The sequence below is a fragment of the Pseudolysinimonas sp. 10J20-29 genome, assembly GCF_055809595.1.
Window position 1 is genome coordinate 2,106,745 of sequence record NZ_CM147917.1, and the last position, 26,017, is coordinate 2,132,761.

Here is a 26,017-nt window from a genome sequence, read left to right on the forward strand (position 1 = left end):
CCGGTGATCGCGGTCGTCACGGAGTCCGACCTCGACGCCCTCGCGCGCTGCGCCCGGGTCAGCCGGTGCGCTTCACCCTCGCCACCGGCGCCGCCTGACGCCAGCCGAACCGGCCGCGGTTCAGAGCCGCTCGGCCGCCTCGACCACGTTCTGCAGCAGCAGCGCGCGCGTCATCGGCCCGACCCCGCCGGGGTTCGGCGACAGCCAGCCCGCCACCTCGGCCACGTCCGGGTGCACGTCGCCGTGCAGGCGGGCGCGCCCCGAGTCGGTGGTGCCGACGCGGGTGACCCCGACGTCCAGCACCGCCGCGCCGGGCTTGATCCAGTCCGGCTGCACGAAGTGCGGAATGCCGAGCGCCGCCACGACGATGTCGGCGCGGCGCACCTCGGCGGCCAGGTCGACCGTGCGCGAGTGCGTGAGCGTCACGGTCGCATCCACGCCCTTGCGGGTGAAGACGAGCCCGAGCGGACGGCCGACCGTGAGGCCGCGGCCGATGATCGTGACGTGCTTGCCCGCGATCGGCACGTCGTGGCGGCGCAGCAGCTCGACGACGCCCGCCGGGGTGCACGGCAGCGGCGAGTTCATCTCGCTCGCCACGCCGAGCACGAGCCGGCCCAGGTTGGTCGGGTGCAGGCCGTCGGCGTCCTTCGCCGGATCGATCAGCTCGAGCATCGCGTTCTCGTCGATGCCCTTCGGCAGCGGCAGCTGCACGATGTAGCCGGTGACGGCGGGGTCGGCGTTCAGCCCGGCGATCGCGGCGCGAACCTCGGCCTCGCTCGCCGTCTCGGGAAGGTCCACCCGGATCGACTCGATGCCGACCTCGGCGGAGTCGCGGTGCTTGCCGCCGACGTAGGAGACGGATCCGGGGTCGCTGCCGACCAGCAGCGTTCCGAGTCCGGGCACGATGCCCGCCGTGCGCAGCGCCGCCACCCGCTCCGCGAGCTCCGCCTTGATCGCGGTCGCGGTCGCGACGCCGTCGAGCCGGATCGCGGTCATCGCCAGGTGCCCGGCGAGGAGAGGCCCTCGTACAGCGGGAAGGCGTTCGCGAGGGTCTCGACGCGGGTGCGGAGCGCCCCCAGGTCCGAGCCCGGGATCAGGGTCAGCGCGATGATGTCGGCCACCTCGGTGAACTCGGCGTCGCCGAAGCCGCGGGTCGCGAGTGCGGGCGTGCCGATGCGGACGCCGCTGGTCACCATCGGCGGGCGCGGGTCGTTCGGCACCGAGTTCTTGTTGACGGTGACGCCGACCTCGTGCAGACGGTTCTCGGCGTCCTGGCCGGTCATCTCCGAGTGGCGGAGGTCGACCAGCACGAGGTGCACGTCGGTGCCGCCGGAGAGGACGTCGATGCCGGCGGCCTTCGCATCCGGCTGGGTGAGGCGGTCGGCGAGGATCGCCGCGCCGCGCATGGTGCGCTCCTGGCGGTCGCGGAACTCCGGCTCGGCCGCCAGCTTGAACGCGGTCGCCTTCGCCGCGATCACGTGCATGAGCGGGCCGCCCTGCTGGCCGGGGAAGACGTTGGAGTTCATCTTCTTGGCGATGTCGGCGTCGTTGGTGAGGATGAAGCCCGAGCGCGGGCCGCCGATCGTCTTGTGCACCGTCGAGGAGACGATGTGCGCGTGCGGCACCGGCGAGGGGTGCAGGCCCGCGGCCACCAGACCGGCGAAGTGCGCCATGTCGACCCAGAGCTTGGCGCCCACCTCGTCGGCGATCGCGCGGAACGCGGCGAAGTCGAGCTGGCGCGGGTAGGCCGACCAGCCGGCGATGATCACCTGCGGCTTCACCTCGAGCGCCTTCTCGCGCACCGTCGCCATGTCGATCTTCATCGTCTCGGGGTCGACGCCGTAGGCGTGCGCCTCGTAGAGCTTGCCCGAGAAGTTGAGGCGCATGCCGTGGGTGAGGTGACCGCCGTGCGCCAGCTCGAGGCCCAGGATGCGGTCGCCGGGCTGCGCGATCGCGCTCAGCACCGCGGCGTTCGCGCTCGCGCCCGAGTGGGGCTGCACGTTGGCGAACTCGGCGCCGAACAGCGCCTTGGCGCGCTCGATGGCGAGAGTCTCGACGATGTCGACGAACTCGCAGCCGCCGTAGTAGCGACGACCGGGGTAGCCCTCGGCGTACTTGTTGGTGAGCACCGAGCCCTGCGCCTCGAGGATGGCGCGCGGCACGAAGTTCTCGCTCGCGATCATCTCGAGCGTCGAGCGCTGGCGGGCCAGCTCGAGCTCGAGGGCCTCGGCGACCTCCGGGTCGACCTCAGACAGCGGCGAATTGAAAGTGGAGGGGATGGACACGGGCGCTCCTAACGTTCACGAGAAAACTACCTGGTTGATGCAGGGGCGGCCCAGGCGTACGGCCGCCGTTCACGTGATCGTCGCTCCCCGATGGTGACCCATCCGAACGCCAGTCGCGACGCGCCCCAGTCTACGCGACGCTGCGCTGCTCACCCGAATGCGGAGCCAGACGGATCCGATCGGTGAGCAGCACGAAGACGAGGGCGCCGACGAACAGCAGCACCGCAGCCCACGGCAGCACCTCGATGCCGACCTCGTCGAGCAGCAGGCCGCCGACGAGCGCCCCCACGGCGATCGCGACGTTGAACGCGGTCGTGAGCCACGCCGCCCCGATGTCGCGCAGCCGCAGTGAGGCCGTGTGCAGGATGCGCGCGTGCATGATGGCGGGGATGCCGCCGAACGAGACGCTCCACACTGCCAGCAGGATCATGGCGGCAACGAAGCCGTTGCCCCAGATGGAGACGGCCGCCATGCTCGCGCCCACGCCGATGAGCATCGCGATGAGCGTCGCCTGCGGCGCGCGGTCGCCGAACGCCGCGGCGAGCGCGAGTCCGAGCGCCCCGCCGATCCCATTGACCAGCAGGATGACCGGGACCAGGTCCGGCACGACCCCCGCGACCTCGATCGACCATGGCGCGATGTAGGTGGAGAACACGTTGTAGCCGGTGACCACGAGCACGACGGTGAGGCAGACGATGACGATGCCGGGCAGCGTCGGATCCTTGCGCGCCGACGTCGCGATCTCGCCGGTGGCCAGCGGTACGCGGTGCTCGACCGGCGGAAGGTAGAGCACGACGAGCGCCGCGAAGACCACCACGACGAGCGCCATCACGATGAACGCGGCGCGCCAGCCGAGTGCGTGGCCGAGCGCCGTGCCGACCGGCACCCCGAGGATGAACGCAGCCGTGCCGCCGGCGTTGGTGATCGAGATCGCCTTGGCGAGCTGCGTGCGCGGAACGAGCCGGGAGGCGTAGGGCCCGGTGACGGCCCAGAACAGCCCGTGGGCGAGACCTCCCAGGATGCGCGCTCCGACCAGGAGCTCGTAGCTCGGCGCGATGCCGGCCAGCACGTTCGCCACCGCGAAGATCCCGAGCAGGACGACCATCAGCCACTTGCGCGAGTACTTGTGGGTGATCGCCGCGAGCGGGGCGGTGCTGACGACGACCGTGAGCGCGAAGATCGTGACCAGCAGGCCGACGCGGGACTCGGAGACGTCGAGATCGCGCGCCATATCGGGCAGCAGACCGGTCGGCAGGAACTCGCTCGACACCGAGACGAAGATGGCGCCGGTCAGGACGAGCAGCCGCCCGAGCGGGAAGGGTGCCGTGGCCGTGGTGGGCGCAGCAGAAGTCGACATAACAGAACTCTCGAGAACGAGGGGGTGGCGCGTATCGCCGGCCGCGGGAGCGCGCGTGACGCGGGCTCCGGACGAGTCTATGTAGTCGTCGCCGTTTGCGCTCGTCCGACTCCCTGCCGCGCCGCGGCCGGACACGTCGATCTCTGCACGACCCGGCCGAACGCCTGCCCTACGCTGGAAGCGTGACCACCCCGACCCACTGGATCCTGACACTCGTCTGCGAAGACAAGCCCGGCATCGTCCACGCGATCAGCGGCGCCATCGTCGCGGCCGCGGGGAACATCACCGAGTCGCAGCAGTTCTCCAGCGACGACACGGGCACGTTCTTCATGCGACTCCAGGTCGAGTCCGCGGCCAGCCGTGACGAGTTCGAGGCGGCCCTCGCGCCGGTGACCGAGCACTACCAGATGCAGTGGCAGCTCGACGTCGTCGGCCGTCCGCTGCGCACGCTCGTGCTGGCCTCGAAGTCCGGCCACTGCCTCAACGATCTGCTGTTCCGCCAGCGCGCCGGCCAGCTCGCCGTCGACATCCCGCTCGTCCTCAGCAATCACCCCGATCTGGGCGAGCTCGCCTCGTTCTACGGGGTGCCGTTCGAGTCGCACCCGGTCGTGAGCCCGGGCCAGAAGCTCGCCTTCGAGCAGCGCGTCCTTGAGGTCGTCGAGGAGCACGACATCGAGCTCGTCGTGCTGGCGCGCTACATGCAGATTCTCTCGCCCGAGCTGTGCGAGGCGCTCGCCGGTCGGGTGATCAACATCCACCACTCCTTCCTCCCCGGCTTCAAGGGCGCCAACCCGTACAAGCAGGCGCACGCCCGCGGGGTGAAGATCATCGGCGCCACGGCGCACTTCGTGACGAGCGACCTCGACGAGGGCCCGATCATCGAGCAGAACATCGTCCGGGTCGACCACACCCGGACCGTCTCCGAACTCGTCGCCATCGGGCAGGACGAGGAGAGCCGAACCCTCACCCAGGCCGTCAAGTGGTTCAGTGAGGATCGCGTGCTGCTCGACGGCGCGCGGACGATCATCTTCCGCTGACCTCCGGGAGGAACGCATGCCCCTGCTCTTCGAGAACGCCCGACTGCTCGACCTCGACGGCGAGCGCCGGGGCTGGCTGCTGATCAACGACGAGACGATCACCGCCACCGGAGCCGGCGCACCGCCGGACGATGACATGGTCGCCGGCGTCGAGCGCGTCAACGTCGGCGGCGCCTGGCTGACGCCCGGCTTCATCGACCTCCACGGGCACGGCGGCGGCGGGTACGCCTTCGACGACGGGCCCAAGTCGATTCGCACCGCGCTCGCCACGCATCGCGCCCACGGCACGACGCGGAGCGTGATCTCGCTCGTTGCGAATCCGCTCGACACCCTGACCACCAGCCTGCGCACGGTCGCCGAGCTCGCGGCGCAGGATCCGCTCATCCTCGGCTCGCACCTCGAGGGCCCGTACCTGGCGGTGCGGCGCCGCGGCGCCCACGCGCAGGAGTTCCTCATCCCGCCGGACCCCGAGGTGGACGCTCGGCTGATCAACGCCGCCCAGGGGACGCTGCGCCAGATCACGATCGCGCCCGAGCTCCCCGGCGCCCTCGAGTCGATCGACCGCTTCACCGCGGCCGGCACCGTGGTCGCGATCGGCCACACCGAGGTCGACTACGAGACCGCGCGCCAGTCGTTCGCGCACGGGGCGCGACTGCTGACGCACGCCTTCAACGCGATGCCCGGGATCCACCACCGCGAGCCCGGACCTCTGGTGGCCGCCTTCGACGACCCGAACGTGGCGATCGAACTCGTCGCCGACGGCATCCACGTGCACCCCGGGGTGCTCGAGATGACCTTCCGCGCCGCCCCCGAGCGGATCGTGCTCGTCACCGACGCGATGGCGGCCGCGGGCAGCGCCGACGGGTTCTACTCGATCGGGTCGCTCAACGTCGTGGTCAAGGACGGCCGGGCCGTCCTCAACGGCACCGACACGCTCGCCGGCTCGACGCTGACGCTCGATGTCGCCCTGCGCACCGCCATCACCGCCGCGCAGGTGCCTCCCGCCGATGCGGTCGCCGCGCTTACCTCGACCCCCGCGCGCGTGCTCGGTCTGGACGGCACCCTGGGACGCCTCGCCCCCGGATTCGCCGCCGATCTGGTGGTGCTGGACGAGGACTGGAATGTCGACGCGGTCTGGGCGCGCGGGGAGCGCATCCCCGCCTGACCTCGCCGCCGGATTCATCGGCAGCCCATAACAGCCTCGCGGCCTCCGCACAGCGAACCGGGGCGCCGGACTGAAAGGCTGGTGCCCGTACACCAGAGCCCCCGACCACCCCAGGAGCCCCGATGACCTCCCACCCCCGTCTCGCATCCGTCGGCGTCGCCGGCCTCGGCATCACCGTCGCCCTCAGCGGATGCGCGACCGCCAGCGACGCGGCCACGACGACCGGGTCCGGCGGCTATGCCGACGGCGAGTACACGGCGACCGGCGACTACCAGGCTCCCAGCGGCGCCGAGTCGATCGTCGTCACGGTGTCGCTGTTGGACGATGTGGTGACCGCGGTCAACGTGACCGGCGACGCGACAGACCCGCAGGCCGAGGAGTTCCAATCGCAGTTCGCCGCGGGCATCGCGAGCGAGGTCGTCGGCGTCGCCCTCGACGAGATCTCCGTCTCGCGGGTGGCCGGCGCCTCCCTCACGACCGAGGGCTTCATGACGGCCCTGGACGCCATCAAGTCGGAAGCGCTCGACAGCTGATCGTCGACCCGCTCCCCGTCGCCTGGCGGTTCGAGGCGATCGGCACGGCGTGGCGCATCGACACGCGCGCGCCGCTCCCGGAGACGCTCGCCGCCGCGGTGTCGACGCGCATCGACCGGTTCGATCGCGACTGGTCGCGGTTCCGGATGGACTCGCTCGTGCACCGGATCGCGACCGCCGCCGGCCGCTACCGGCTGCCCGCCGACGCACCGCCGCTGATCGGCCTCTACCGCGAGCTGTACGAGGCCACCGCGGGGCGGGTGTCGCCGCTCGTGGCCCGGCAGCTCGACCGGCTCGGCTACGGCGCCAGCTCCGAGCTGCGCCTGGCAGCGGAGACCGCCGTGCCCGCCTGGGATGACGTCCTCGCCTGGGACGGCGAGCACCTGGAGACCGCGGCGGGCGCGCTGCTGGATGTCGGCGCCGCCGGCAAGGGCTACCTCGTCGACCTGGTGGCCGAGCTGCTGGACCTCGCCGACATCGCCGAGTACCTGATCGACGCCAGCGGCGACCTGCGCGGCCGCGGCGACCTCGAGCTGCGGATCGCCCTCGAGCACCCCGCCGATCCGCGGCGCGCGGTCGGCGTCGCGGAGCCCGGCCGCCGCGCGCTGTGCGCCAGCGCCACCAATCGTCGGCGCTGGGCCGACGTGAACCATCACGTGCTGGACGCGATCACGGGCCTGCCGACCCCGCACGTCGTGGCGACCTGGGCGATCGCCGATTCGGCGCTCGTCGCCGACGGCGCCGCCACCGCGCTGTTCTTCGACGTCGACCCGGACTTCCTCCGGCGCCACCGCGTGGAACACGTCAGACTGTTCGCCGACGGACGCTTCGACGTCTCCGCCGACTTCCCCGGAGAGCTCTTCCTGTGATCACCCCCCTCGATCGACTTCTCGGCCACCTGACGACCTACCGGCTGGTGATCGCGAGCCTCAGCGTGCTCGTGATCGCGGCGCTCGGACTCGCCGCGTTCGGCGAGCTCGCCTTCACGCCGCTCGAACTGCTCGGCTCGCTCGCGGTGCTGCTCGTCGCCACCCACGCCGCCAACCTCGCCGCCGCCCGCATCGCGCGCGTGAGCCCGCACTACGACTCGTCGACGATCACGGCCCTGCTGGTGTTCTTCATCCTTCCGGCGAGCCTGGACCCGTGGAGCCTGGCGGCGAGCGCGGGCGCCGGGGTGATCGCCGCGTCCAGCAAGTACCTGCTGGCGGTGCGCGGGCGTCACCTGTTCAACCCCGCCGCGACGGGCGTCTTCATCGCCGGCGTGTTCGGGCTCACGACGGCGACCTGGTGGGTAGGCACGCCGCCGCTGCTGCCGCTCGTCGCGATTGCGGCGGCGCTCATCCTGTTCCGGACGCGCCATCTGCCCCTCGGCGCGGTCGCCGTGGCGGTCGCCACCGCGATCCTGCTGACCCGGTACCTCAGCGCCGGCTCGGACCTCGGCACCGCGCTCGGCTTCGCGCTCGCCTCGTCGCCCCTGATCTTCTTCGTCGGCTTCATGCTGAGCGAGCCGCTCACGCTGCCGCCGCGGCGGCGCCAGCAGGTCGTCATCGGCGCGCTGGTCGCCGTGATCCTGAGCGTGCCCTTCTCGACGGGCTCGCTCGAGCTCGGAGCGCTCACGCTCGGCCCGATCAGCTCGACGCCGGAGTTCGCGCTGATCGTCGGCAACGCCGTCTCGTTCCTGCTCGGCCAGCGCCGCGGAATCCGCCTGGAGCTCCTGTCCAAGCGCCAGCTGACCCCGACGAGCTGGGAGTTCGAGCTGCGGCCGCTCGCGCCGGTGCGCTTCACGGCGGGTCAGTTCATCGAGCTCGCTCTGCCGCATCGGCGGGCCGACGGTCGCGGCGATCGACGGATGTTCAGCATCGCCTCCGCCGCGGACGATCGGCTCAAGATCGGCGTGCGCGTGACGCCGCCCGCCTCCAGCTTCAAGCAGCGCCTGCTCGCGCTCGAACCGGGCGCGCGCCTCGGCGCGACCTCGGTCGGCGGCGACTTCGTGCTGCCCCGCGACCCCGCCGCGCCCCTGCTGCTGGTCGCGGGCGGGATCGGCATCACGCCGTTCATCGGACACCTGGAGCAGCTGGCGGCCGACGGTCGGGCGCGCGGTGTCGCGCCGGACGTCGTCGTGGTCTACGCGGTCTCCGACAGCGCGGAGCTCGCCTACCTGCCCGAGCTGGAGCGCAGCGGCGCGCGCGTCGTCATCGCCTCCCCCGACGAGCCCGCCGAGCTGCGGCCGGGGTGGAGCTGGATCGGCCCGGATCGCCTGAGCGCCGAGGCGATTCTGGCCGCCGTGCCCGACGCCCCCGCGCGCACCGCGTACCTGTCGGGCCCGCCGTCACTCGTGGGAGCCCTGCGCCGCACCCTCCATCGCGCGGGTGTCCGACACCCCCGCACGGACGTGTTCCTGGGCTACTGACTTCTCGCGCTGTCCGGGTCGCAGGGCGCGCAGCGCCGCCAGGATGGCGACGAGGTCGACGACCTCCTGGAGCCCCGCCCCGACGATCGCGGGCAGCGAGCCGGTGAGCGCGAACAGCATGAGCCCGATGCTGATCGCGATGCCGATCCAGATGCTCTGCAGCGCGATCGACACGGTGCGCTGGCCGATCGCGACGGCGCGCGCGACGCCGTGCAGGTCGTCGAGCAGCAGCACGATGTCGGCGGACTCGCTCGCGACGGTCGTGCCGCGCGCGCCCAGCGCGATGCCCACCTCGGCGACGGCGAGCACCGGCGCATCGTTGACGCCGTCGCCGGTCATCATGACGGGACGCTCGGGAAGCTCCCGCAGGATCCGCACCTTGTCCTCGGGGCGGCACTCCGCGTGCACCTCCCCGATGCCGACCTCGGCGGCGATCGACTCGGCGGTGTCGCTCACATCGCCGGTGACGACGAGGGTGCGTTGGATGCCGAGCGCCGCCAGCGTGGCCAGCGTCTCCCGCGCCTCGGGTCGCGGCCGGTCGCGCAGAATGACGGCCCCCGCGAACGTGCCGTCGACGCCGACGTAGACAGCCGCCTCGCCGGGCTCGAGGGTCGCCCGCTCCAGGCCTACGACGCTCTCCGCCACGAAGGCGGGCTTGCCAACGAGGACCGTGCGGCCGCCGACGATCGCCCGCACCCCGGTCGTCGCGACCTCCTCCGCCTCGCCGACCGGCGGCTCGGCGATGCCGCGCGCCGCGATCGCCGCACGGAGCGCCTGCGCCAGCACGTGACTGGAGGCGCGCTCGGCGGCGCCGACCAGCCCGAGGAGCTCCCGCTCGGAGAGCTCGCCGGCGAGCTCGACGCGCACCAGCTCGGGCATCCCGCTTGTCAGCGTGCCGGTCTTGTCGAAGACGGCCGTGCGCACGCGGGCGAGGGTCTCCAGCGAGCCGGCGGACTTCATGACGATGCCCTCCTTGGCCGCCCGGCCCATTCCGCCCATGAACGCCACCGGGGCCGCGATCAGCAGCGGGCACGGGGTCGCGACGACAAGCACCTCGGCGAAGCGCACCGGATCGCCGGAGATCGCCCAGCCGAGCGCGGCGAGGCCCAGCGAGACGATCGTGAACGGCACCGCGTAGCGGTCCGCCAGTCGCACGAGCGGCGCCGTGCTGGCGGTCGCCTCGCGCACGAGCGCGACGATGCGCTGGTACTGGCTGTCGGCGGCGAGCGTCGTCGCCTCGATCTCGACCACGCCGGCGCCGTTGACGGCGCCGCTCGACACCGCCTCACCGCGCTGCCGATCGACGGGGAGGCTCTCCCCCGTGATCGACGACTCGTCGAAGGTTCCCGAGGCGCTGATCAGCACGCCGTCGACCGGGATCACCTCGGAGGGGCGCACGAGGATGCGGTCCCCCACCCGCACGTCGTCGGCCGCGACGTCGACAAGCGCGTCGCCGTCGACCCGGTGGGCGATCTGCGGGCTGCGGTCGAGCAGCGCCTTGAGCTCCCGGTTCGCGCGTCCCGCGGCGAAGTCCTCGAGCGCCTCGCCGCCGGTGAGCATCAGCACGACGATCAACGCGGCCCAGTACTCGCCCACGGCGATCGTGCTGACGATCGCGATGAGCGCCAGCAGGTCGAGTCCGAACTCGCGGCGCAGCAGGCTTCGCACCATGCTGATGCCTTCGCGCAGCGCCACGAGCGCCGCGAATCCGCCGACGAGCCACGGCACCGCCGCGCTCAGCGGTGTCGCCAGCAGCACGAGTCCGACGACGCCCACGGCCAGGGTGACGCCCACCAGCGGGTACCGGACGAAGAAGCCCACGACGCGTCTCATGCTCCTTGTCTACGCCTCTCCGGCCCCGACTGCCAGTAAGCGCAGGCTCCCCTGACCAGGGTTTTCGCCGCCCGCGTCCACGGCAGATCCCAAGCCGACTCGGCTGGCACTCTCAGGCGGAGAGTGCTAATTTATGAACAGTTGAGTCACGGTGACTCAACTCTTCAGTTATCTGCAGGAGGACCCGATGACACTTCTCTTCGACCCCTTCCGTGAGCTGGACCGCGCGACCGAGCGACTGCTCGACAGCCGCCAGGGCCCCCGCCTCATGCCGATGGATCTCTACCGCGACGGCGACCACTACGTGCTCACCGCCGACCTTCCCGGCGTCGACCCGGGCAGCGTCGACATGGACGTCGATGGCCAACTGCTGACCATCCGCGCCGAGCGCACCCCGCGCTCGCAGGAGGGCGTCAAGTGGCTCACGCGCGAGCGTCCGGCCGGCAGCTTCCTGCGCCAGCTGAACCTGGGACAGGGCATCGACACCGCCAAGATCTCGGCGAGCTACGAGAACGGCGTGCTGAGCGTGCTGATCCCGGTGGCGGAGGAGGCCAAGCCGCGCAAGATCGAGATCCAGGCCAAGCACTCGGGCAAGGCCGAGGTCAAGGCCTAGGCCGAGGTCGCGGCCGCGGCCGCCCCCTCACGCGGACCCGGATGCTCCCCCCGCATCCGGGTCCGTTTCCGTTCGCGCCGGTGCGGGTCGCGGCAGATCAGGCCTGCAGCGCCTCGGCGATCGGGGTGCGGCCCGTGTTGAACCGGATCGTGCGGTGGATCGTGCGCGGCTCGACCAGGGTCTGAGCGATCACCGCGGCGACATCGCCCCGGCTCACCGACCCGGCGCTCTCGGCCTCGGCGTCAATCTCCCCGGTCGGCTCGTCGAGGGTCAGGCTGCTGGGCGCCAGAATCGTCCAGTCCAGCGCGCTCGCCCGCAGGAACTGGTCGGCGGTCGACTTCGACTCCGCGTATGCGAAGAAGGGGTTGTCGTCGGGCACTCCATGATCGGCTCCGGCCCCGAAGTACGAAACCATCACGAATCGGGAGACGCCCGCGGCGAGCGCAGCGTCCATCATGCGGATCGCCGCATCCCGATCGACGGCGTAGGTGCGCTCCGGATCGCCGCCGCCCGCGCCCGCCGACCAGACGACCGCGTCGTGTCCCTGCGCGAGCGCGGCCAGTTCGTCGACATCCGCCGCCTCGATGTCGCAGACGACCGGGGTGGCTCCGCGCGCCTCCACCTCGCCCGCGTGCTCCGGGTTGCGGATCACCGCCGAGACGGCGTCGCCGCGCTCCGCCAGGATCGGCGCGAGCAGCAGCGCCACCTTGCCGTGACCGCCGATCACCAGGATGCGTGCCATGAGAACCTCCGCGAATCGGTCGTCGTCTCCGCAGCACGTCCGCGCTGCGGATGCCTCGACGCTACTCGGGTTCCCGGCGGCACGCCGGGGCGCGGCGTCGTTAACGGCGTCAGCGCCCGCGCGGAGGCACGGGCGCTGACGACGAAGCCGTCGCGGGGCGACTAGCCCAGGCGGGCCTTGAGGTTCTCGTCGAGCGTCGCGAGGAAGTCCTCGGTGGTCTGCCATTCCTGCTCGGGGCCGACCAGCAGCGCCAGGTCCTTCGTCATCTTGCCGCTCTCGACCGTCGTGATGACGACGTTCTCGAGCGTCTCGGCGAAGGTGATCAGCGCCTGGTTGCCGTCGAGCTTGCCGCGGTGCATGAGGCCCCGCGTCCACGCGAAGATCGAGGCGATCGGGTTGGTCGAGGTGGGCTTGCCCTGCTGGTGCTGGCGGTAGTGACGCGTGACGGTGCCGTGCGCCGCCTCCGCCTCCACGATCGCGCCGTCGGGCGTGGTGAGCACGCTCGTCATCAGGCCGAGCGAGCCGAAGCCCTGCGCGACGGTGTCGGACTGCACGTCGCCGTCGTAGTTCTTGCAGGCCCAGACGTAGCCGCCCTCCCACTTCATGGCCGAGGCGACCATGTCGTCGATGAGGCGGTGCTCGTAGGAGATGCCGGCGGCCTCGAACTGGTCCTTGAACTCGGCGTCGTAGATCTCCTGGAAGATGTCCTTGAACCGGCCGTCGTAGGCCTTCAGGATCGTGTTCTTCGTCGAGAGGTAGACCGGGTACTTGCGGGCCAGGCCGTAGTTCAGCGAGGCGCGCGCGAAGTCGCGGATCGACGCATCCTGGTTGTACTGCACCTGCGCGATGCCGTCATCGGGCGCGTCGTAGACCTCGAACTTCATCGGCTCGGAGCCGTCCTCGGGCGCGAACTCGACCGTGAGCTTGCCCTTGCCCTTGAACACGAAGTCGGTGGCGCGGTACTGGTCGCCGAAGGCGTGGCGGCCGATGATGATCGGCTTGTTCCACCCGGGAACCAGTCGCGGGATGTTCGAGATGATGATCGGCTCGCGGAAGATGACGCCGCCGAGGATGTTGCGGATCGTGCCGTTGGGGCTGCGCCACATCTTCTTCAGGCCGAACTCCTCGACGCGCGCCTCGTCGGGCGTGATCGTCGCGCACTTGACGCCGACGCCGTGCTTCTGGATCGCGTGCGCCGCGTCGACCGTGACCTGGTCGTCGGTGGCGTCACGGTGCTCGATGCCGAGGTCGTAGTATTCGAGCTCAATGTCGAGGTAGGGGTGGATCAGGCGGTCCTTGATGAACTGCCAGATGATCCGCGTCATCTCGTCGCCGTCGAGTTCGACGACCTTGCCTTCGACCTTGATCTTGTCGACCACGCCGCGTCCTTTCGGGAGACTGTCAGGGGACCGGAACCGGCCCATCACAGACTACCCGCTCTCAGAACTATCTCGACATCGAGAGATTCCACCGCGAATCGTCGCGGGGCGTTACCCTGTCGTTATGGCAGAGCTGAGACTGCATGACCTGACCGCCCAGACCATTGCGGCGGCGAACAGCCTCACGCTCAAGCCCGGTCAAGAGGCGTTCATCGAACCCGAGACCTACACCGCCGCCGAGGACAAGCTCGACGCCTCCGGCTCCTGGCCCCGCGTCGTGCTCGACGAGGACGACCACGTCGTCGGCTACATCATGGGCGCCTTCGACGCCGACGCGAGCGAGGAGTACCTGCGCGCCGCGCTGTGGCGCGTGCACGTCGCCGCCGAGGCGCAGGGAAAGGGCGTCGGCCGGTTCGCCGTGAAGGCGTTCGCCGACGAGGCGCGCAGCCGCGGCTTCGACCACGTGACCGTCGTCTGGGCGAGCGGCGACGAAGGCCCCGAGGAGTTCTTCAAGGCGGTCGGCTTCGAGATCATCGGCGAGACCCCGTACGGCGAGAAGCTCGGCGCGCTCAAGCTCTAGCCGCGCCCTCCTGAGCCTCCGCGTGACCCACCCGCAGCCCGACTTCGCGTCGGCCGTGCTCGACCTGGTGGCCGAGATCCCGCCCGGGAAGGTCATGAGCTACGGCGACATCGCCGCCGCGCTCGGCTCGCGCGGGGCCCGAACGGTCGGCACCGTCCTGGCCCGCTCGGGCGCCGACGTGCCCTGGTGGCGTGTCATCCGCTCCTCCGGTCATGCGGCGGCCGGGCACGAGGAGCGCGCCCTCGAGCACTTCCGCGCCGAGGGCACGCCGCTCATCTGGGCGGCCGACGGCAGCGCGTACCGCGTCGCCCCGTCCGCACGCTGGGCGCCGCGCTAGACCAGCGAGTCGCGCCAGGCGGCGTGCAGCTTCGCGAAGCGCCCGCTGCCGCCGATCAGGTCGGCGGGGGCGCCATCCTCGACGATGCGGCCGTGCTCCATCACCAGCACCCGGTCGGCGATCGCGACCGTCGACAGCCGGTGCGCGATGATGATCGCCGTGCGGTCGGCCAGCAGCGTCGTCAGCCCCTCCTGCACGAGCCGCTCGCTCGGGATGTCGAGCGAGGCGGTCGCCTCATCCAGAATCAGCACCGCCGGGTTCGCCAGGAACGCGCGCGCGAACGACAGCAGCTGGCGCTGGCCCGCCGAGACGCGGCCGCCGCGCTTGTTCACGTCGGTGTCGTAGCCGTGGGGCAGCTCCTCGATGAACTGGTGCGCTCCGACCGCCTTCGCCGCCTGGATGATCTCGTCGAAGGTCGCGCCGGGCTTGCCGAGCGCGATGTTCTCGGCCACCGTGCCGCTGAACAGGTAGGCCTCCTGCGTGACCATCACGATCGCGCGGCGCAGATCCTTCGGATGCAGCCGGCGCAGATCGACGCCGTCGAGCGTGATCCGGCCCTCGCTCGGGTCGTAGAACCGCGCCACCAGCTTGGCGAGGGTCGACTTGCCCGCCCCGGTGGAGCCGACGAGCGCGATCGTCTGCCCCGCGGGGATGTGCAGGTCGAACTCGGGCAGGATGACGCGATCAGCCCGGTAGGCGAAGCGCACCTTCTCGAAGTCGAGCTTGCCCTCGGCCTCCCAGAGATCGACCGGGTCCACCGGATCCGGAACGCTGGGTCGCTCCTCGAGCACGCCCGAGATCTTCTCCAGCGCCGCCGCGGCCGACTGGTAGGAGTTGTAGAACATCGCCATCTCCTCCATCGGGTCGAAGAAGCGGCGCACGTACAGCAGCACGGCGAGCAGCGCGCCGACCGCCAGGTTGCCGTCGATCACCCGGAAGCCGCCGAACAGCAGCGCGACCGCGACCGCGACGTTGCCGATCAGCACCAGCCCCGGGTCGAAGATGCCGAACAGCTGGATCACCCGGGCGTTGGATTCGCGGTAGTCCTCGACATGCGCGCCGAACTCGCGCGCGTTGCGCGGCTCCTTGCGGAACGCCTTCACCGCGCGGATGCCCGTCATCGTCTCCACGAAGTGCACGATCACCTTCGCCGAGGCGACCCGGGTGCGCCGGAACGCGCGCTGCGAGCGGGTCTGGAACCAGCGCGTCAGCAGCAGCAGCGGCGGCAGCGAGCCGGCCAGCACGAGCCCCGAGACGGGGTCGAGGATGACGAGGGCGGCCGCGATGAACACCATGTAGAGCACGCCGCGCACGAGGCCGTTGACACCCGAGTCGAGCAGTTCGCGGATCGAGTCGAGGTCGCTCGTCTGGCGCGCGATGATGCGGCCCGAGGTGTAGCTCTCGTGGAACTCCAGGCTCAGCCGCTGGGCGTGCAGGTACACCCGGCGGCGCAGGTCGAACAGGATCGCCTGGCTGATCCTCGCCGAGAGCACGGTGTACTGCGCGATGAGGATCGCGCCGATCAGCCCGGTGATCAGATACGCGGCCACGATGAGCAGCACGGGCATCCAGTCCTGGTTCTCGAGCAGCGCCGGCAGGCCCCGGTCGATGCCGAACGCGATCAGCGCGGGACCCGCGACCTGCGCGCCGGTGCTGACCACGACGACGAGCATCGTCAGGGCGACCCGCAGCTTCAGCGGGGCGAGCAGCGAGCCGAGCAGGCGCAGCGAGCGCTGGCGGATCTCGCGGGACTCCGCCTTCGTGTAGTCGTCGCGCTCCTCACCGGTGACACCGCTGACACTCATCGCGCACCTCCCCCGGGGATCGTGATGGTGCCGGTCTCGGTCGAGATCGGCGCGGTCGTCGTCGGCACGACCTCCTCGGGCAGCGCACGTTCGCGGCCCGGCGGGATGTCGTCGTCGAGCGACGAGATGACGTAGCGGTAGTGCTCGTTGTGCGCGATCAGCTCCGAGTGGGTGCCGACGGCCGTGACCCGTCCGTCCTGCAGCAGCGCAACCCGGTCGGCGAGCTGCACGGTCGAGGGCCGGTGCGCCACGATGAGCGCCGTCGTCGTCGCGAGCACGCGGCGCAGGCCCGCCTCGACGCGCGCCTCGGTGTCGACGTCGAGCGCCGAGAGCGGGTCGTCGAGCACGAGCACCGCCGGCGCGGCGGCGACCGCGCGGGCGAGCGCGAGCCGCTGACGCTGACCTCCCGAGAGGCTGAGCCCCTCCTCGCCGATGAGCGTGCCGACGCCCTCCGGCAGCTCGTGCACGAAATCGGCCTGCGCGATCTCGAGCGCCTCCGCCATGACGGCGTCGCCCTCCTCGCGTCGCGCGCCCTCGTCGAACTCGGGCCGCCCGAGCAGCACGTTGTCGCGCACCGAGGCCGAGAACAGGGTGGCGTCCTCGAAGCCCATCGCGATGTGGCGGCGCAGCTCGTCGCGGGTCAGGTCGCGGATGTCGACACCGTCGAGCAGGATGCGCCCGCCGGTGACGTCGTACAGCCGGGTCGCGAGCGCGGTCAGCGTCGTCTTGCCCGAGCCGGTGAGCCCGACCAGCGCCATCGTCTCGCCGGGTTCGAGCTCGAGCCGGATGCCGTCGAGCAGGTCGCGGGCGCCGTCCGGCGCATCCTGATACCGGAAGTGCACGTCGTCGAAGACGAGCCGGCCGTGCGGCTCGGCGACCGTCGCGGGCGCCTCCGGGTCGGTGATCGTGTTCGTCTCGTCGAGCACCTCGAACAGCCGGTCGACGGCGGTGCGGGTGTCGAAGGTCATCGACAGCAGGAAGCCGATCGACTCGATCGGGAAGCGGAGCACGGTCGCCGTGGCGAAGAAGGCGAACAGCTCGCCCACGCTCAGCTCGCCGATCGAGGCGAGCCACACGCCGCCGAGCAGCGACAGCGCGAAGGCGACATCGGGCACCAGCAGCAGCCAGAACCAGATGCCCGCGACCGCGCGGGCCTTCTCCAGCTCGGTGCCGCGCAGCTCCTCCGCCTGACGGGTGAACTTCTCGAGCGAGTACTTGCCGCGCCCGAACGCCTTCAGCACGCGGATGCCGTGCACGCTCTCCTCGACCGCGGTGGCCAGATCGCCCTGCTGATCCTGGCTGCGCCGCGCCACGATCGAGTACTTCTGCTCGAACAGGTAGCCGGTGATCCAGAGCGGGATCGACAGCACCAGGAACAGCACCCCGAGCATCCAACTCCAGTAGATGAGCACGCCGAACCCGATCACGATCGTGACCACGTTGACGACGAGCAGCACCAGGCCGAACGACAGCCAGCGGCGGATGTGCCCCAGGTCGCTCATCGCGCGCGAGAGCAGCTGTCCCGACTGCCAGCGGTCGTGGAAGGCGACCGGCAGGTCCTGCAGCTGGGCGTAGAGCGTGTTGCGCATGGTCGCCTCGACGTGGGTGCCGGGGGTCAGCACGAACCAGCGGCGCAGGGCGATGAACACGGCCTCGAGCACGCCGAGGCCCAGCACGGCGAGCGCGGCCGGCCAGATCAGCCCCGGATCGCCCGCCGCCAGCGGACCGTCGACCAGCCCCTGCAGCACGACCGGGATCACGAGCGCGACCACGCCGGCCAGCAGTGCGGCGGCGCCGCCGAGCCCGATCCGCGGAATGGCGGGGCGCACGAACGGCACCAGACGCAGCAGCGTCGCGACGGTGCCGCGCGGGCGCGACGTCGCGGGGGACGAAGAAGGCATTGCAGTGGTCCTTTGGGAACGCCGAAGCGTCAACGTAGCTGAGAGGAAGTCGAAGCCCTGGTGGGCAGCCTTCCAGAGTAGGCGCGCGATCGGCGCCCGGCAAGTGGTGCGGCCTAGTGGAAGAAGTGCCGCTCGCCGGTGAAGTACATGGTCACGCCTGCGGCGTTCGCCGCCGCGATCGTCTCCTCGTCGCGCACCGAGCCGCCCGGCTGCACGATCGCGCGCACGCCCGCGTCGAGCAGGATCTGCGGACCGTCGGCGAACGGGAAGAACGCGTCGGAGGCGACGACGCTGCCCGCGGCGCGCTCACCGGCGCGCTCCACGGCCAGCTTGCATGAGTCCACCCGGTTGACCTGGCCCATGCCGACGCCGACGCTCGCGCCGTTCGTGGCCAGCAGGATGCCGTTGCTCTTCACCGCGCGGCAGGCGCGCCAGGCGAAGTCCAGGTCGGCGAGGGTCGCCTCATCGGCCGCGGGGCCCGCGGCGAGGGTCCACTCGGTCGCGGACGCGAAGTGGGCGTCGACCTCCTGCACGAGCAGTCCGCCGGAGATCTGCTTCAGCTCGGCGGGCTCGCGGCGGTAGTCGGCCGGCAGCTGCAGCAGGCGCAGGTTCTTCTTCGCCTGCAGCACCTCCAGGGCGCCGTCCTCGAAACCGGGCGCGACGATCACCTCGGTGAAGATCGGGGCGATCGACTCGGCCGCCTCGCGGGTGATCGGCCGGTTGGAGGCGATCACGCCGCCGAAGGCCGACACCGGATCGCAGGCGTGCGCGAGCGCGTGCGCCTCGGCGATCGTCTCCGCCGTGGCGATGCCGCACGGGTTCGCGTGCTTGATGATCGCGACGGTCGGCGTCTCGTGGTCGTAGGCGGCGCGCAGGGCGGCGTCGGCATCCACGTAGTTGTTGAACGACATCTCCTTGCCGCCGAGCTGCGTTGCCTGGGCGATGCCCGCCGAGTGCGCGACCGTGTAGAGCGCGCCCGCCTGGTGGCTGTTCTCGCCGTAGCGCAGCGTCGCCGCGCGCTCCGCCGACAGGGTGAAGGTGGGCGCGAACTCGATCGCGGCGCTCGCGGCGGGCACGGTGCCGTCGGCGACGGCCTCCGCCTCCGCGAGCAGCGCGGTGCTCTCGAACCAGGCGGCCACGGCGGCGTCGTAGTCGGCCGTGTGCCGGAACGCCTCCCGGGCGAGCTCGAAGCGGGTGGCCAGCGTGGTGCCGCCGGCGCGCACCGCCTCGACGAGGGCGTCGTAGCGGGCGGGGCTCGTGACGACAGCGACGTTGGCGTGGTTCTTGGCGCTCGCGCGCACCATCGCCGGGCCGCCGATGTCGATCTGCTCGACCACGGCGTTCGGCTCGGCGCCCGAGGCGACCGTCTCGCGGAACGGGTACAGGTTCACCACGACCAGCTCGAACGGGGCGATGCCGAAGCTGGCCAGCTCCTTCTCGTGCCGCTCGAGTCGCAGGTCGGCGAGCAGGCCCGAGTGCACGGCGGGGTGCAGGGTGCGCACGCGACCGTCGAGGTGCTCCGGGAATCCGGTGACGTCGCCGATCTGGGTGACGGGGAGTCCCGCATCCGCGATCGCCTTCGAGGTGCCGCCGGTGGAGACGATCTCGACGCCCGCCTCGACGAGCGCGGTCGCGAGCTCCACCAGTCCGGTCTTGTCGCTCACGGCGATGAGGGCGCGTCTCACCGGAACGACATCGCGGTCACGGTACTCGGCGGGGTCGATGGCGGGGCCGGACATCACAGTTCCTTGAGGTCGATGTGCGAATTGGCGATGTCGAGCACGACCTGCACCAGCAGTTCGCGCTCGACCCGCTTGATGCGGTTGTGCAGGATCTCTTCCGTGTCGCCGGGCTGAATCGGCACGCGCTCCTGCGCGATCACGGGGCCGGAGTCGACACCCTCGTCGACGACGATGACGCTCGCCCCGGTCTGGGTGGCCCCCGCGGCGAGCGCGTCGCGCACCGCGTGCGCGCCGGGGAACTCGGGCAGGTAGGCCGGATGCGTGTTGATCAGGTTGGGCGCCAGCGCGCGCACCGCGCTCGCGGGCAGCAGGCGCATGAAGCCGGAGAGGATCACCAGGTCGGCATCCCACTGGTGGATCTGCTCGACGAGCGCCTCGCCCCACGCCTCGCGGTCGGGGTACGCCTGGAAGGGCACGACGAAGCTGGGGATGGCGTAGTGCTCGGCGTGCTCGAGGCCGTCGGCGTCGCGGTCGGCGCCGATCGCGACGACCCGCGCCGGGAATTCGGCGTCGTCGCTGGCGTCGAGCAGGGCCCGGAGATTGGACCCGCCCCCCGAGATGAGGACGACGAGGCGGAGCACGCCCCAAGCCTACTCGCGCTCGCGTGCGACGTCGCTCCGAGCTCGCGCCCGGTTCCCGCGCCCGGTTCCCAGCGCCCCGGTTCCCCGCTCCCCGTTCCCCGCTCGCCGCTCGCCGGGTGTGACGTTTCTCCGGAGGTCTTCGTGCCGCAGCCCGGGATGCCGGGGAGGCATCCGCTCTCAGGCGCACTTTCTCCGGAGAAGCGGCACACTCACGGTGCGGAAGAGCCGGGGCGGATCAGTCGCGGCGGCGGCGGTCGGCGACGAGGAAGCCGAGTCCGATCGCCACCGTGAACTCGATCAGCGCCACGATGCCGACGGTGAGGGCGTCAGGGCCGACCTCGGCCAGCCGCCCCGGGCCCGCCGCGCCGGCGGAGGCGGCGGCGAGCCCCGCCATGACCAGCGCACCGAGGACTCCGGCGGCGAGCACGGTCGCCGTCAGCGACAGCACGCCGCGGACGGGCGCCGCGCGATCCTCGGCCGCGTCGCGGAGCATCCGCCGCCGCGCCGCAGCGCCGACCAGGAACGCGGCGACGACCGGCACGAGCAGTCCCAGGTAGCCGAACGCGCCGATCTCGGGCGGGATGGCTCCGAGGATCGGGAGCGCGGGGACCGGTCCGAGCACGGTTCCGAGCGGCGAGACCGCCGACCCCATCCCGACCGCGAAGCCGGGCCCGAGCAGCCAGCTGGCGGTCCAGATGACGAGGTTCGGCAGGATCGCGAACTCGGCGGCGGTGACGACCGCCCCGCCGAGCACCTCGCCGTGCAGCGACTCATACAGGCGAATCACCTCGGCGTAGCGCAGCAACAGCGCCGCGGCGAACACGACGGCGGAGGCCGCGAGGGTCAGCGCGGCCGCGCCGAGACCAGCCCGGGCCGCGCCGAGCGCCGCGGCGCGCAGGCTCGGGTCGATGCGCCCCACCCATCGCACCCCGGGTGCCGGGCGGCGCCGGGCGCGCTCGCGGAGCATCCCGATCACGAGACCGAGGGCGTAGACCAGGGCGGGCAGGATCGCGGCCTGCACGAGCGAGGGGCGGGCATCAGGGTGCAGGCTCACCGCCGTGAGACCGAAGCTGAGGAGCGCGACGGCGAGGATCGCGCCGAGGGCGCCGAGCATCCGATGCCCCGCCTCGGCGATGCGATGTCCGGCGCGCGCCGCCAGCAGCACCGTCAGGAGCGCGCCGCCGAGCAGCGAGATCGTGACCGGCACGGCGACCTCGGCTCCGGCGATGCCCAGCACGGATGCGGTCACCTCGTCGAGCCGGAACGTCACGTCGACACCGTGCCCGAGCAGCCACACGTCGAGGGCGCCGCGCCAGAAGACGAGCCAGTCGACGCCGAAGCCGAAGTAGGCCGCCCACAGGATCGTGAGCGGAACCAGCGGCAGCGCGATGCCGATCGCGACCGTGAGCGCCGCCTCGAACATCGAGAACAGGACGGTCAGGCGGCGGCTCACGGTGCGACCCTACCGCCGAGCCGCGGCCGGACCGGGGCGCCTCGCGCGCATCCCGCGTGCCGTCTCGTCGCGCACGCGTTCACGGCCCCGCCACCTCCCACGGCCCCGCCATTCGACGAAATGCAGGAGATTCTGCGTGGGCGAGGCCGCGCCGCCCCCTGTCCGCAGGGGAGAGCCTCAGCGACTCCTGCATTTCGTGAGGAGAGGGACGGCGGCGAGACCGCCGCGCGCCTCAGCACATCGGGTCGGCGGCGGGAACCTCGTCGCGCAGCAGATACGCATCCACGGTGTCGTCAATGCAGGAGACACCCTGCGCGTAGATGGTGTGCCCCTCCCCCTCGTAGCTGATGAGCACCCCGCTCGACAGCTGTTCGGCGAGCGAGACCGCGTTGGCGTACGGGGTCGCCGGGTCGTTGGTGGTGCCGATCACGAGGATCGGCGGCGCGCCCGCCGCGCTGAACGAGGTCGGCAGGTCGGCAACCGGCACCGGCCAGTTCGAGCAGACCACGTCGAGCACGGCGTAGTCGTCGTAGGCGAAGTAGCGGCCGAGGATCGGCGCGCGGTCGTCGATGATCTCGACACCCTCCAAGGGGGTCACCCCGTCGGTGCCAAGGTCGCCCTCGTTGCAGGTGACGGCGGTGTAGACCTCGTTGCCGTTGCCGTCGTACCACCCGCCGTAGCGGCCGTAGTAGGCGTCGGCATTGTCGAAGGCGGGATCCGGATCGCCGACAGCGAGCGCCGCGAACATCGCGGTCAGCGACGGCCAGCTCCACTCCGAGTAGAGCGTGTACGCGATGCCGGTGCCGACCGTGGCGGAGTCGAGCTGGCGTCCGTCGCTTGCGACCAGTTCGAGGTCGTCGATGCGGTCGAGCAGGTCGCGCACCTGCAGCAGCCCGTTGTCGACGCTGCCGGTGAACGGGCAGTCGCTCTCGGACAGGCACCACGCCATGTAGGACGCCAGCGCGCTGTCGAATCCGGCCATCTGGGTGGCGAGCGCCTCAAGGTCGCTCACCTGCGGATCCACGGCCCCGTCGAGCACCATCCGCCCCACCTTCTCGGGGAACAGCTCCGCGTACACGGCGCCGAGGTAGGTGCCGTAGGAGTAGCCGAGGTAGTTGAGGGCGCTGTCGCCGAGCAGCGCGCGGATCACATCCATGTCGCGCGCGACGCTCGCGGCGTCGAGGTGGCCGAGAAGCGGGCCCGTGTTCTCCAGGCACGCGTTCGCCCAGTCGAGCTCGCGCTCGGTGAGCTCGTCGATCCACTCCGGCGTGCCGTAGTCGACGTCGTAGGTGCCGTAGAGCAGCTCGTCCTGGTCGGCGGGATCGGTGTAGCAGACGACGGGGGTCGAGCTGCCGACGCCGCGGGGGTCGAAGCCGATGACGTCGTAGCTGGCGAGCACGTCATTGGTGACGACGTAGACGGCCGAGTTGACGACGAAGTCGAAGCCGGAGCCGCCGGGCCCACCCGGGTTGATCAGCAGCGAACCGGTCGGCGTGCCGGGGGCGCTGTGGCGCGAGACGGCGATCTCGATCGTGGCGCCGCCGGGGTCGCTCCAGTCCAGCGGCACCGTCACGCGCGTCTCATCGACGCGGGTGTCGATGTACGACCAGGTCAGCTCCTGCGTGTAGTACTGCGCGAGCTCGGCCGCCACGTCCTCACCGGTCGGCTCGTTGCCGCCGCTGGTGGTCTGGCCGCCGAACAGCGAGATCAGCGAGCATCCGCTCAGGACCATGCCGACGGCCGCCACGACGGCGGTGGCGGCGACGATGCGCGGTCGATACACGGAGCCTCCTCGCGGGCGGCGCGCATCTCGCACAGCCCGCGACCAGCCTAGGCGGGGTTCCCCGCTCAGCCGAGGACCGCGCGGGCCGCCTCGCGCGCCGCGGCCGGGCTGGACGCCCCCGCGGCGGCGTCCGCCAGCCGACGGCAGTCGTCACGCGTCAGACCGCCGAGCTTCTGGGCGACGCGCGGAATCGCGCGCACCGACATCGACAGGGAGGTCACCCCGAGTCCGACGAGCACCGCGGCGAGCGCCGGGTCGGCCGCCGCCTCGCCGCAGACGCCGACCGGCGTGCCGGTCGCCTCGCCCGCCGCCCCGACGGTGCGGATGAGGCGGAGCACGGCCGGCTGCCACGGGTCGTTGAGCTCGGCCAGCTCGCCGAGCTGCCGATCGGCGGCCATCGTGTACTGGGTGAGGTCGTTGGTGCCGAGGCTCACGAAGTCGACCACCTCGGCGAGCTCGGGCGCGCTGAGCGCCGCCGCCGGGGTCTCGATCATGATGCCCGCGCGCTCGATGCCGTGCTCGCGGCAGAGTGCCACGAACGCGGCGGCCTCCTCGACGGTCGCGACCATGGGCGCCATCACCTGCACCTCGGCGCTCTCCGCGGCCGCGGCCTCGGCGATCGCCCGGAGCTGGTCGGCGAGGATCTCGGGCCGGCGCCACGAGGTGCGCAGCCCCCGCACGCCGAGCGCCGGGTTCTCCTCCCCCGCCGCCGTCACGAAGGGCAGCGGCTTGTCGGCGCCCGCGTCGAGGGTGCGCACGACGACCTTGCGGCCGGGGAACGCGGCGAACACCTCGCGGTAGGCGGTGCGCTGCTCCTCGACACTGGGCGCCTCGGCGCGGTCGAGGAACAGGAACTCGCTGCGGAACAGTCCGATGCCTTCCGCCCGGCCCTCCGCCGCCGCGCGGGCGTCGGCGCCGCCGCCGACGTTCGCCAGCAGGGCGACCGGATGCGCATCCGCCGTCGCGCCGACGCCGGAGAACTCGGGCACCGCGGCGGTCTCGCGAACGCGCGCGACCTCCTCGGCATCCGGGTTGGGGCTGACCTCGCCGGTCTCGCCGTCGACCAGCACGAGCATTCCCTCGGGCAGGTCGAGGGCGCCGCGCGCGGCGACGACCGCGGGGATCCCGAGCGAGCGGGCGATGATCGCGGTGTGCGAGGTCGGTCCGCCCTCCTCGGTCACGAGCGCGAGGCAGGTGGCGGGGTCGAGCGTCGCGGTGTCGGCCGGGGCGAGGTCGCGCGCGACGAGGATGAAGGGCTCGTCCCGCTCCGGGATTCCCGGAACCGGCAGGTCGAGCAGCGCGGCGACGATGCGATCGCGCACGTCGCGCACGTCGGCGACACGTTCGGCGGTGCGCCCGCCGAGCCCCGCGAGCATGTCGGCGAGGTCGCCGGCGGAGGCCCACAGCGCGTTCGCGGCGGGGGTTCCGGCGGATTGGATCGCGGCGACGGCGGGGTCGATGAGCCCCGGGTCGGTCGCCATGAGCGCGGTCGCCTGCAGGATCTGCTGAGCCTCTCCCGAGGCGGCCTCGGAGCGCGCCGTGAGCTGCGACGCGATCTCGGTCGCGGCCTCCCGCAGCCGCTTTGCCTCGGCGGCGCGGGCGGATTCGGCCAGCGCCTCGCCTGGCGCGGGTTCGGAGATCGGCGCCGCCACGTGCACGACGTGGCCGACGGCGCGGCCGGCGCTGACGCCGAGAGGCCCGGCGGCCCGGGCGGGCGCCGGCGCGGCGGCGGGCGGCGGCGCGTTCAGCTCGCCGAAGCCGTCGTCGACGAGCGTCTGGATGCGGTCGAGCACGGCAGCGGCGTCCGGTCCGGCGGCCGAGATCTCGATCTCGTCACCGCCGCGGCTTCCGAGCCCGATGAGGGCGGTGGGGCTGGCGGCGGCGACCGTCGCGCCGGTGCGCAGCAGGGCGAGGCGCGCGTTCTCGGCGCGACCCGCCTCGGTGGCCAGCAGCGCCGCGGGGCGGGCGTGCAGGCCGAGCGGGTTGCGGAGCGTCAGCCGCCGGGTGACTCGGTCGGACTCGGCCGCGCTGGGCGCCTCCGGCGTCGCCGCGGGGGCGGCCTCGGCCTCTCCCAGCTGTCCGCTCTTCGGGGCGAGCGCGCCGCGGGCTTCGGCGACGACCTCGGCGAGCGAGGCGCCTCCGGCCGCGCGCACCACGGCGGCGAGCAGGCCTTCGACAAAGGGCGCCGCCGACAGCGTCACCTCGACGTCGCTCATCCGCAGCTCGAGCGCAAGTTCGGCGCTCAGCACCGCGGAGCCGAGATCCATGAGCACCAGGACACCGTCGGTGTCGGCGAGGTCATCGATCGCGGTGGCGACCTTCATCGCGTCGGTGCCGATGATCGGGGTGCCGTCGGCATCCGTCCCGGCGCCAGCGGCGAGCACCACCCGCGGTGCCCCGTTCGGCACCATCGCGAGGGCAAGTTCGAGGGCCGTCTCGGCCAGTTTCAGACTGTGCGAGACGACGACGAGGCCGATCATG

21 protein-coding genes and 1 riboswitch are annotated in these 26,017 nt (G+C 71.9%); of the genes, 8 read left to right on the forward strand and 13 right to left on the reverse strand.

Annotated features, from left to right (window positions below):
- Positions 1-120 precede the first annotated feature (120 nt).
- From AC0L6Y_RS10175 to AC0L6Y_RS10185, 3 genes are all read right to left on the reverse strand, one after another.
- The gene (locus AC0L6Y_RS10175; protein WP_473551816.1) at positions 121-996 is read right to left on the reverse strand and encodes a bifunctional methylenetetrahydrofolate dehydrogenase/methenyltetrahydrofolate cyclohydrolase; all 876 of its coding nucleotides are present in this window, start codon (positions 994-996) and stop codon (positions 121-123) included.
- The gene (gene glyA, locus AC0L6Y_RS10180; RefSeq protein WP_473551820.1) at positions 993-2,285 is read right to left on the reverse strand and encodes a serine hydroxymethyltransferase; all 1,293 of its coding nucleotides are present in this window, start codon (positions 2,283-2,285) and stop codon (positions 993-995) included. Before glyA ends, AC0L6Y_RS10175 begins: the two co-directional genes overlap by 4 nt.
- Before the next feature lie 41 nt (positions 2,286-2,326).
- Positions 2,327-2,412, reverse strand: a riboswitch (ZMP/ZTP riboswitch).
- A gap of 3 nt (positions 2,413-2,415) precedes the next feature.
- Positions 2,416-3,642, reverse strand: a complete 1,227-nt coding sequence (locus AC0L6Y_RS10185; protein WP_473551824.1) for an MFS transporter — start codon at positions 3,640-3,642, stop codon at positions 2,416-2,418.
- Between the two features lie 182 nt (positions 3,643-3,824).
- Here AC0L6Y_RS10185 and purU point away from each other — a divergent pair, with 182 nt between their 5' ends.
- From purU to AC0L6Y_RS10210, 5 genes are all read left to right on the forward strand, one after another.
- A complete protein-coding gene (gene purU / locus AC0L6Y_RS10190) occupies positions 3,825-4,679 on the forward strand; it encodes a formyltetrahydrofolate deformylase (protein WP_473551829.1) in 855 nt (284 codons plus the stop codon).
- Positions 4,680-4,695: 16 nt separating this feature from the next.
- Entirely contained in the window at positions 4,696-5,844 is a 1,149-nt protein-coding gene (gene nagA, locus AC0L6Y_RS10195; RefSeq protein WP_473551835.1) for an N-acetylglucosamine-6-phosphate deacetylase, read from the forward strand.
- A gap of 122 nt (positions 5,845-5,966) precedes the next feature.
- Positions 5,967-6,377 carry a hypothetical protein gene (locus AC0L6Y_RS10200; RefSeq protein ID WP_473551840.1) on the forward strand — a complete coding sequence of 137 codons (411 nt, stop codon included), beginning with the start codon at positions 5,967-5,969 and terminating at the stop codon, positions 6,375-6,377.
- A 98-nt stretch (positions 6,378-6,475) separates the two neighbouring features.
- Entirely contained in the window at positions 6,476-7,246 is a 771-nt protein-coding gene (locus tag AC0L6Y_RS10205) for an FAD:protein FMN transferase (protein WP_473551846.1), read from the forward strand.
- Positions 7,243-8,787, forward strand: coding sequence for a ferredoxin--NADP reductase (locus AC0L6Y_RS10210; protein WP_473551851.1), 1,545 nt, complete (start codon positions 7,243-7,245; stop codon positions 8,785-8,787). The genes AC0L6Y_RS10205 and AC0L6Y_RS10210 overlap by 4 nt, the downstream gene beginning before the upstream one ends.
- Here AC0L6Y_RS10210 and AC0L6Y_RS10215 read toward each other — a convergent pair.
- Positions 8,707-10,620 (reverse strand): heavy metal translocating P-type ATPase, encoded by a 1,914-nt coding sequence (locus tag AC0L6Y_RS10215; RefSeq protein ID WP_473551856.1) that lies wholly within the window; start codon positions 10,618-10,620, stop codon positions 8,707-8,709. The genes AC0L6Y_RS10210 and AC0L6Y_RS10215 overlap by 81 nt on opposite strands.
- A gap of 187 nt (positions 10,621-10,807) precedes the next feature.
- Here AC0L6Y_RS10215 and AC0L6Y_RS10220 point away from each other — a divergent pair, with 187 nt between their 5' ends.
- A complete protein-coding gene (locus AC0L6Y_RS10220) occupies positions 10,808-11,233 on the forward strand; it encodes an Hsp20/alpha crystallin family protein (protein WP_473551858.1) in 426 nt (141 codons plus the stop codon).
- A gap of 97 nt (positions 11,234-11,330) precedes the next feature.
- On the opposite strand, the gene AC0L6Y_RS10225 is transcribed toward AC0L6Y_RS10220, so the two are convergent.
- Both AC0L6Y_RS10225 and AC0L6Y_RS10230 read right to left on the reverse strand, forming a co-directional pair.
- The gene (locus AC0L6Y_RS10225) at positions 11,331-11,975 is read right to left on the reverse strand and encodes an SDR family oxidoreductase (RefSeq protein ID WP_473551863.1); all 645 of its coding nucleotides are present in this window, start codon (positions 11,973-11,975) and stop codon (positions 11,331-11,333) included.
- A gap of 161 nt (positions 11,976-12,136) precedes the next feature.
- Positions 12,137-13,300, reverse strand: a complete 1,164-nt coding sequence (locus AC0L6Y_RS10230) for an NADP-dependent isocitrate dehydrogenase (RefSeq protein WP_473558446.1) — start codon at positions 13,298-13,300, stop codon at positions 12,137-12,139.
- Between the two features lie 178 nt (positions 13,301-13,478).
- On the opposite strand from AC0L6Y_RS10230, the gene AC0L6Y_RS10235 reads away from it, so the two are divergent.
- Positions 13,479-13,934 (forward strand): GNAT family N-acetyltransferase, encoded by a 456-nt coding sequence (locus AC0L6Y_RS10235; RefSeq protein ID WP_473551868.1) that lies wholly within the window; start codon positions 13,479-13,481, stop codon positions 13,932-13,934.
- A 22-nt stretch (positions 13,935-13,956) separates the two neighbouring features.
- A complete protein-coding gene (locus tag AC0L6Y_RS10240; RefSeq protein ID WP_473551874.1) occupies positions 13,957-14,271 on the forward strand; it encodes an MGMT family protein in 315 nt (104 codons plus the stop codon).
- On the opposite strand, the gene AC0L6Y_RS10245 is transcribed toward AC0L6Y_RS10240, so the two are convergent.
- The 7 genes from AC0L6Y_RS10245 to ptsP form a co-directional block, all read right to left on the reverse strand.
- On the reverse strand, positions 14,268-16,076 hold the full coding sequence (locus tag AC0L6Y_RS10245) for an ABC transporter ATP-binding protein (protein ID WP_473551880.1): 1,809 nt from the start codon (positions 16,074-16,076) through the stop codon (positions 14,268-14,270). The two genes, AC0L6Y_RS10240 and AC0L6Y_RS10245, sit on opposite strands and share 4 nt — an antisense overlap.
- Positions 16,073-17,977, reverse strand: coding sequence for an ABC transporter ATP-binding protein (locus tag AC0L6Y_RS10250; protein ID WP_473551883.1), 1,905 nt, complete (start codon positions 17,975-17,977; stop codon positions 16,073-16,075). Before AC0L6Y_RS10250 ends, AC0L6Y_RS10245 begins: the two co-directional genes overlap by 4 nt.
- A gap of 113 nt (positions 17,978-18,090) precedes the next feature.
- A complete protein-coding gene (purH, locus tag AC0L6Y_RS10255; protein ID WP_473551888.1) occupies positions 18,091-19,716 on the reverse strand; it encodes a bifunctional phosphoribosylaminoimidazolecarboxamide formyltransferase/IMP cyclohydrolase in 1,626 nt (541 codons plus the stop codon).
- The gene (purN, locus tag AC0L6Y_RS10260; protein ID WP_473551892.1) at positions 19,716-20,300 is read right to left on the reverse strand and encodes a phosphoribosylglycinamide formyltransferase; all 585 of its coding nucleotides are present in this window, start codon (positions 20,298-20,300) and stop codon (positions 19,716-19,718) included. The genes purH and purN overlap by 1 nt, the downstream gene beginning before the upstream one ends.
- A 235-nt stretch (positions 20,301-20,535) precedes the next feature.
- Complete coding sequence (locus AC0L6Y_RS10265; protein WP_473551895.1) at positions 20,536-21,753, reverse strand: cell division protein PerM; 1,218 nt, start codon at positions 21,751-21,753, stop codon at positions 20,536-20,538.
- A gap of 232 nt (positions 21,754-21,985) precedes the next feature.
- Positions 21,986-23,536: an alpha/beta hydrolase gene (locus tag AC0L6Y_RS10270; RefSeq protein WP_473551899.1), complete on the reverse strand. Its 1,551-nt coding sequence runs from the start codon at positions 23,534-23,536 to the stop codon at positions 21,986-21,988.
- A 65-nt stretch (positions 23,537-23,601) separates the two neighbouring features.
- Entirely contained in the window at positions 23,602-26,016 is a 2,415-nt protein-coding gene (gene ptsP, locus AC0L6Y_RS10275; protein WP_473551906.1) for a phosphoenolpyruvate--protein phosphotransferase, read from the reverse strand.
- Position 26,017: the final 1 nt, after the last annotated feature.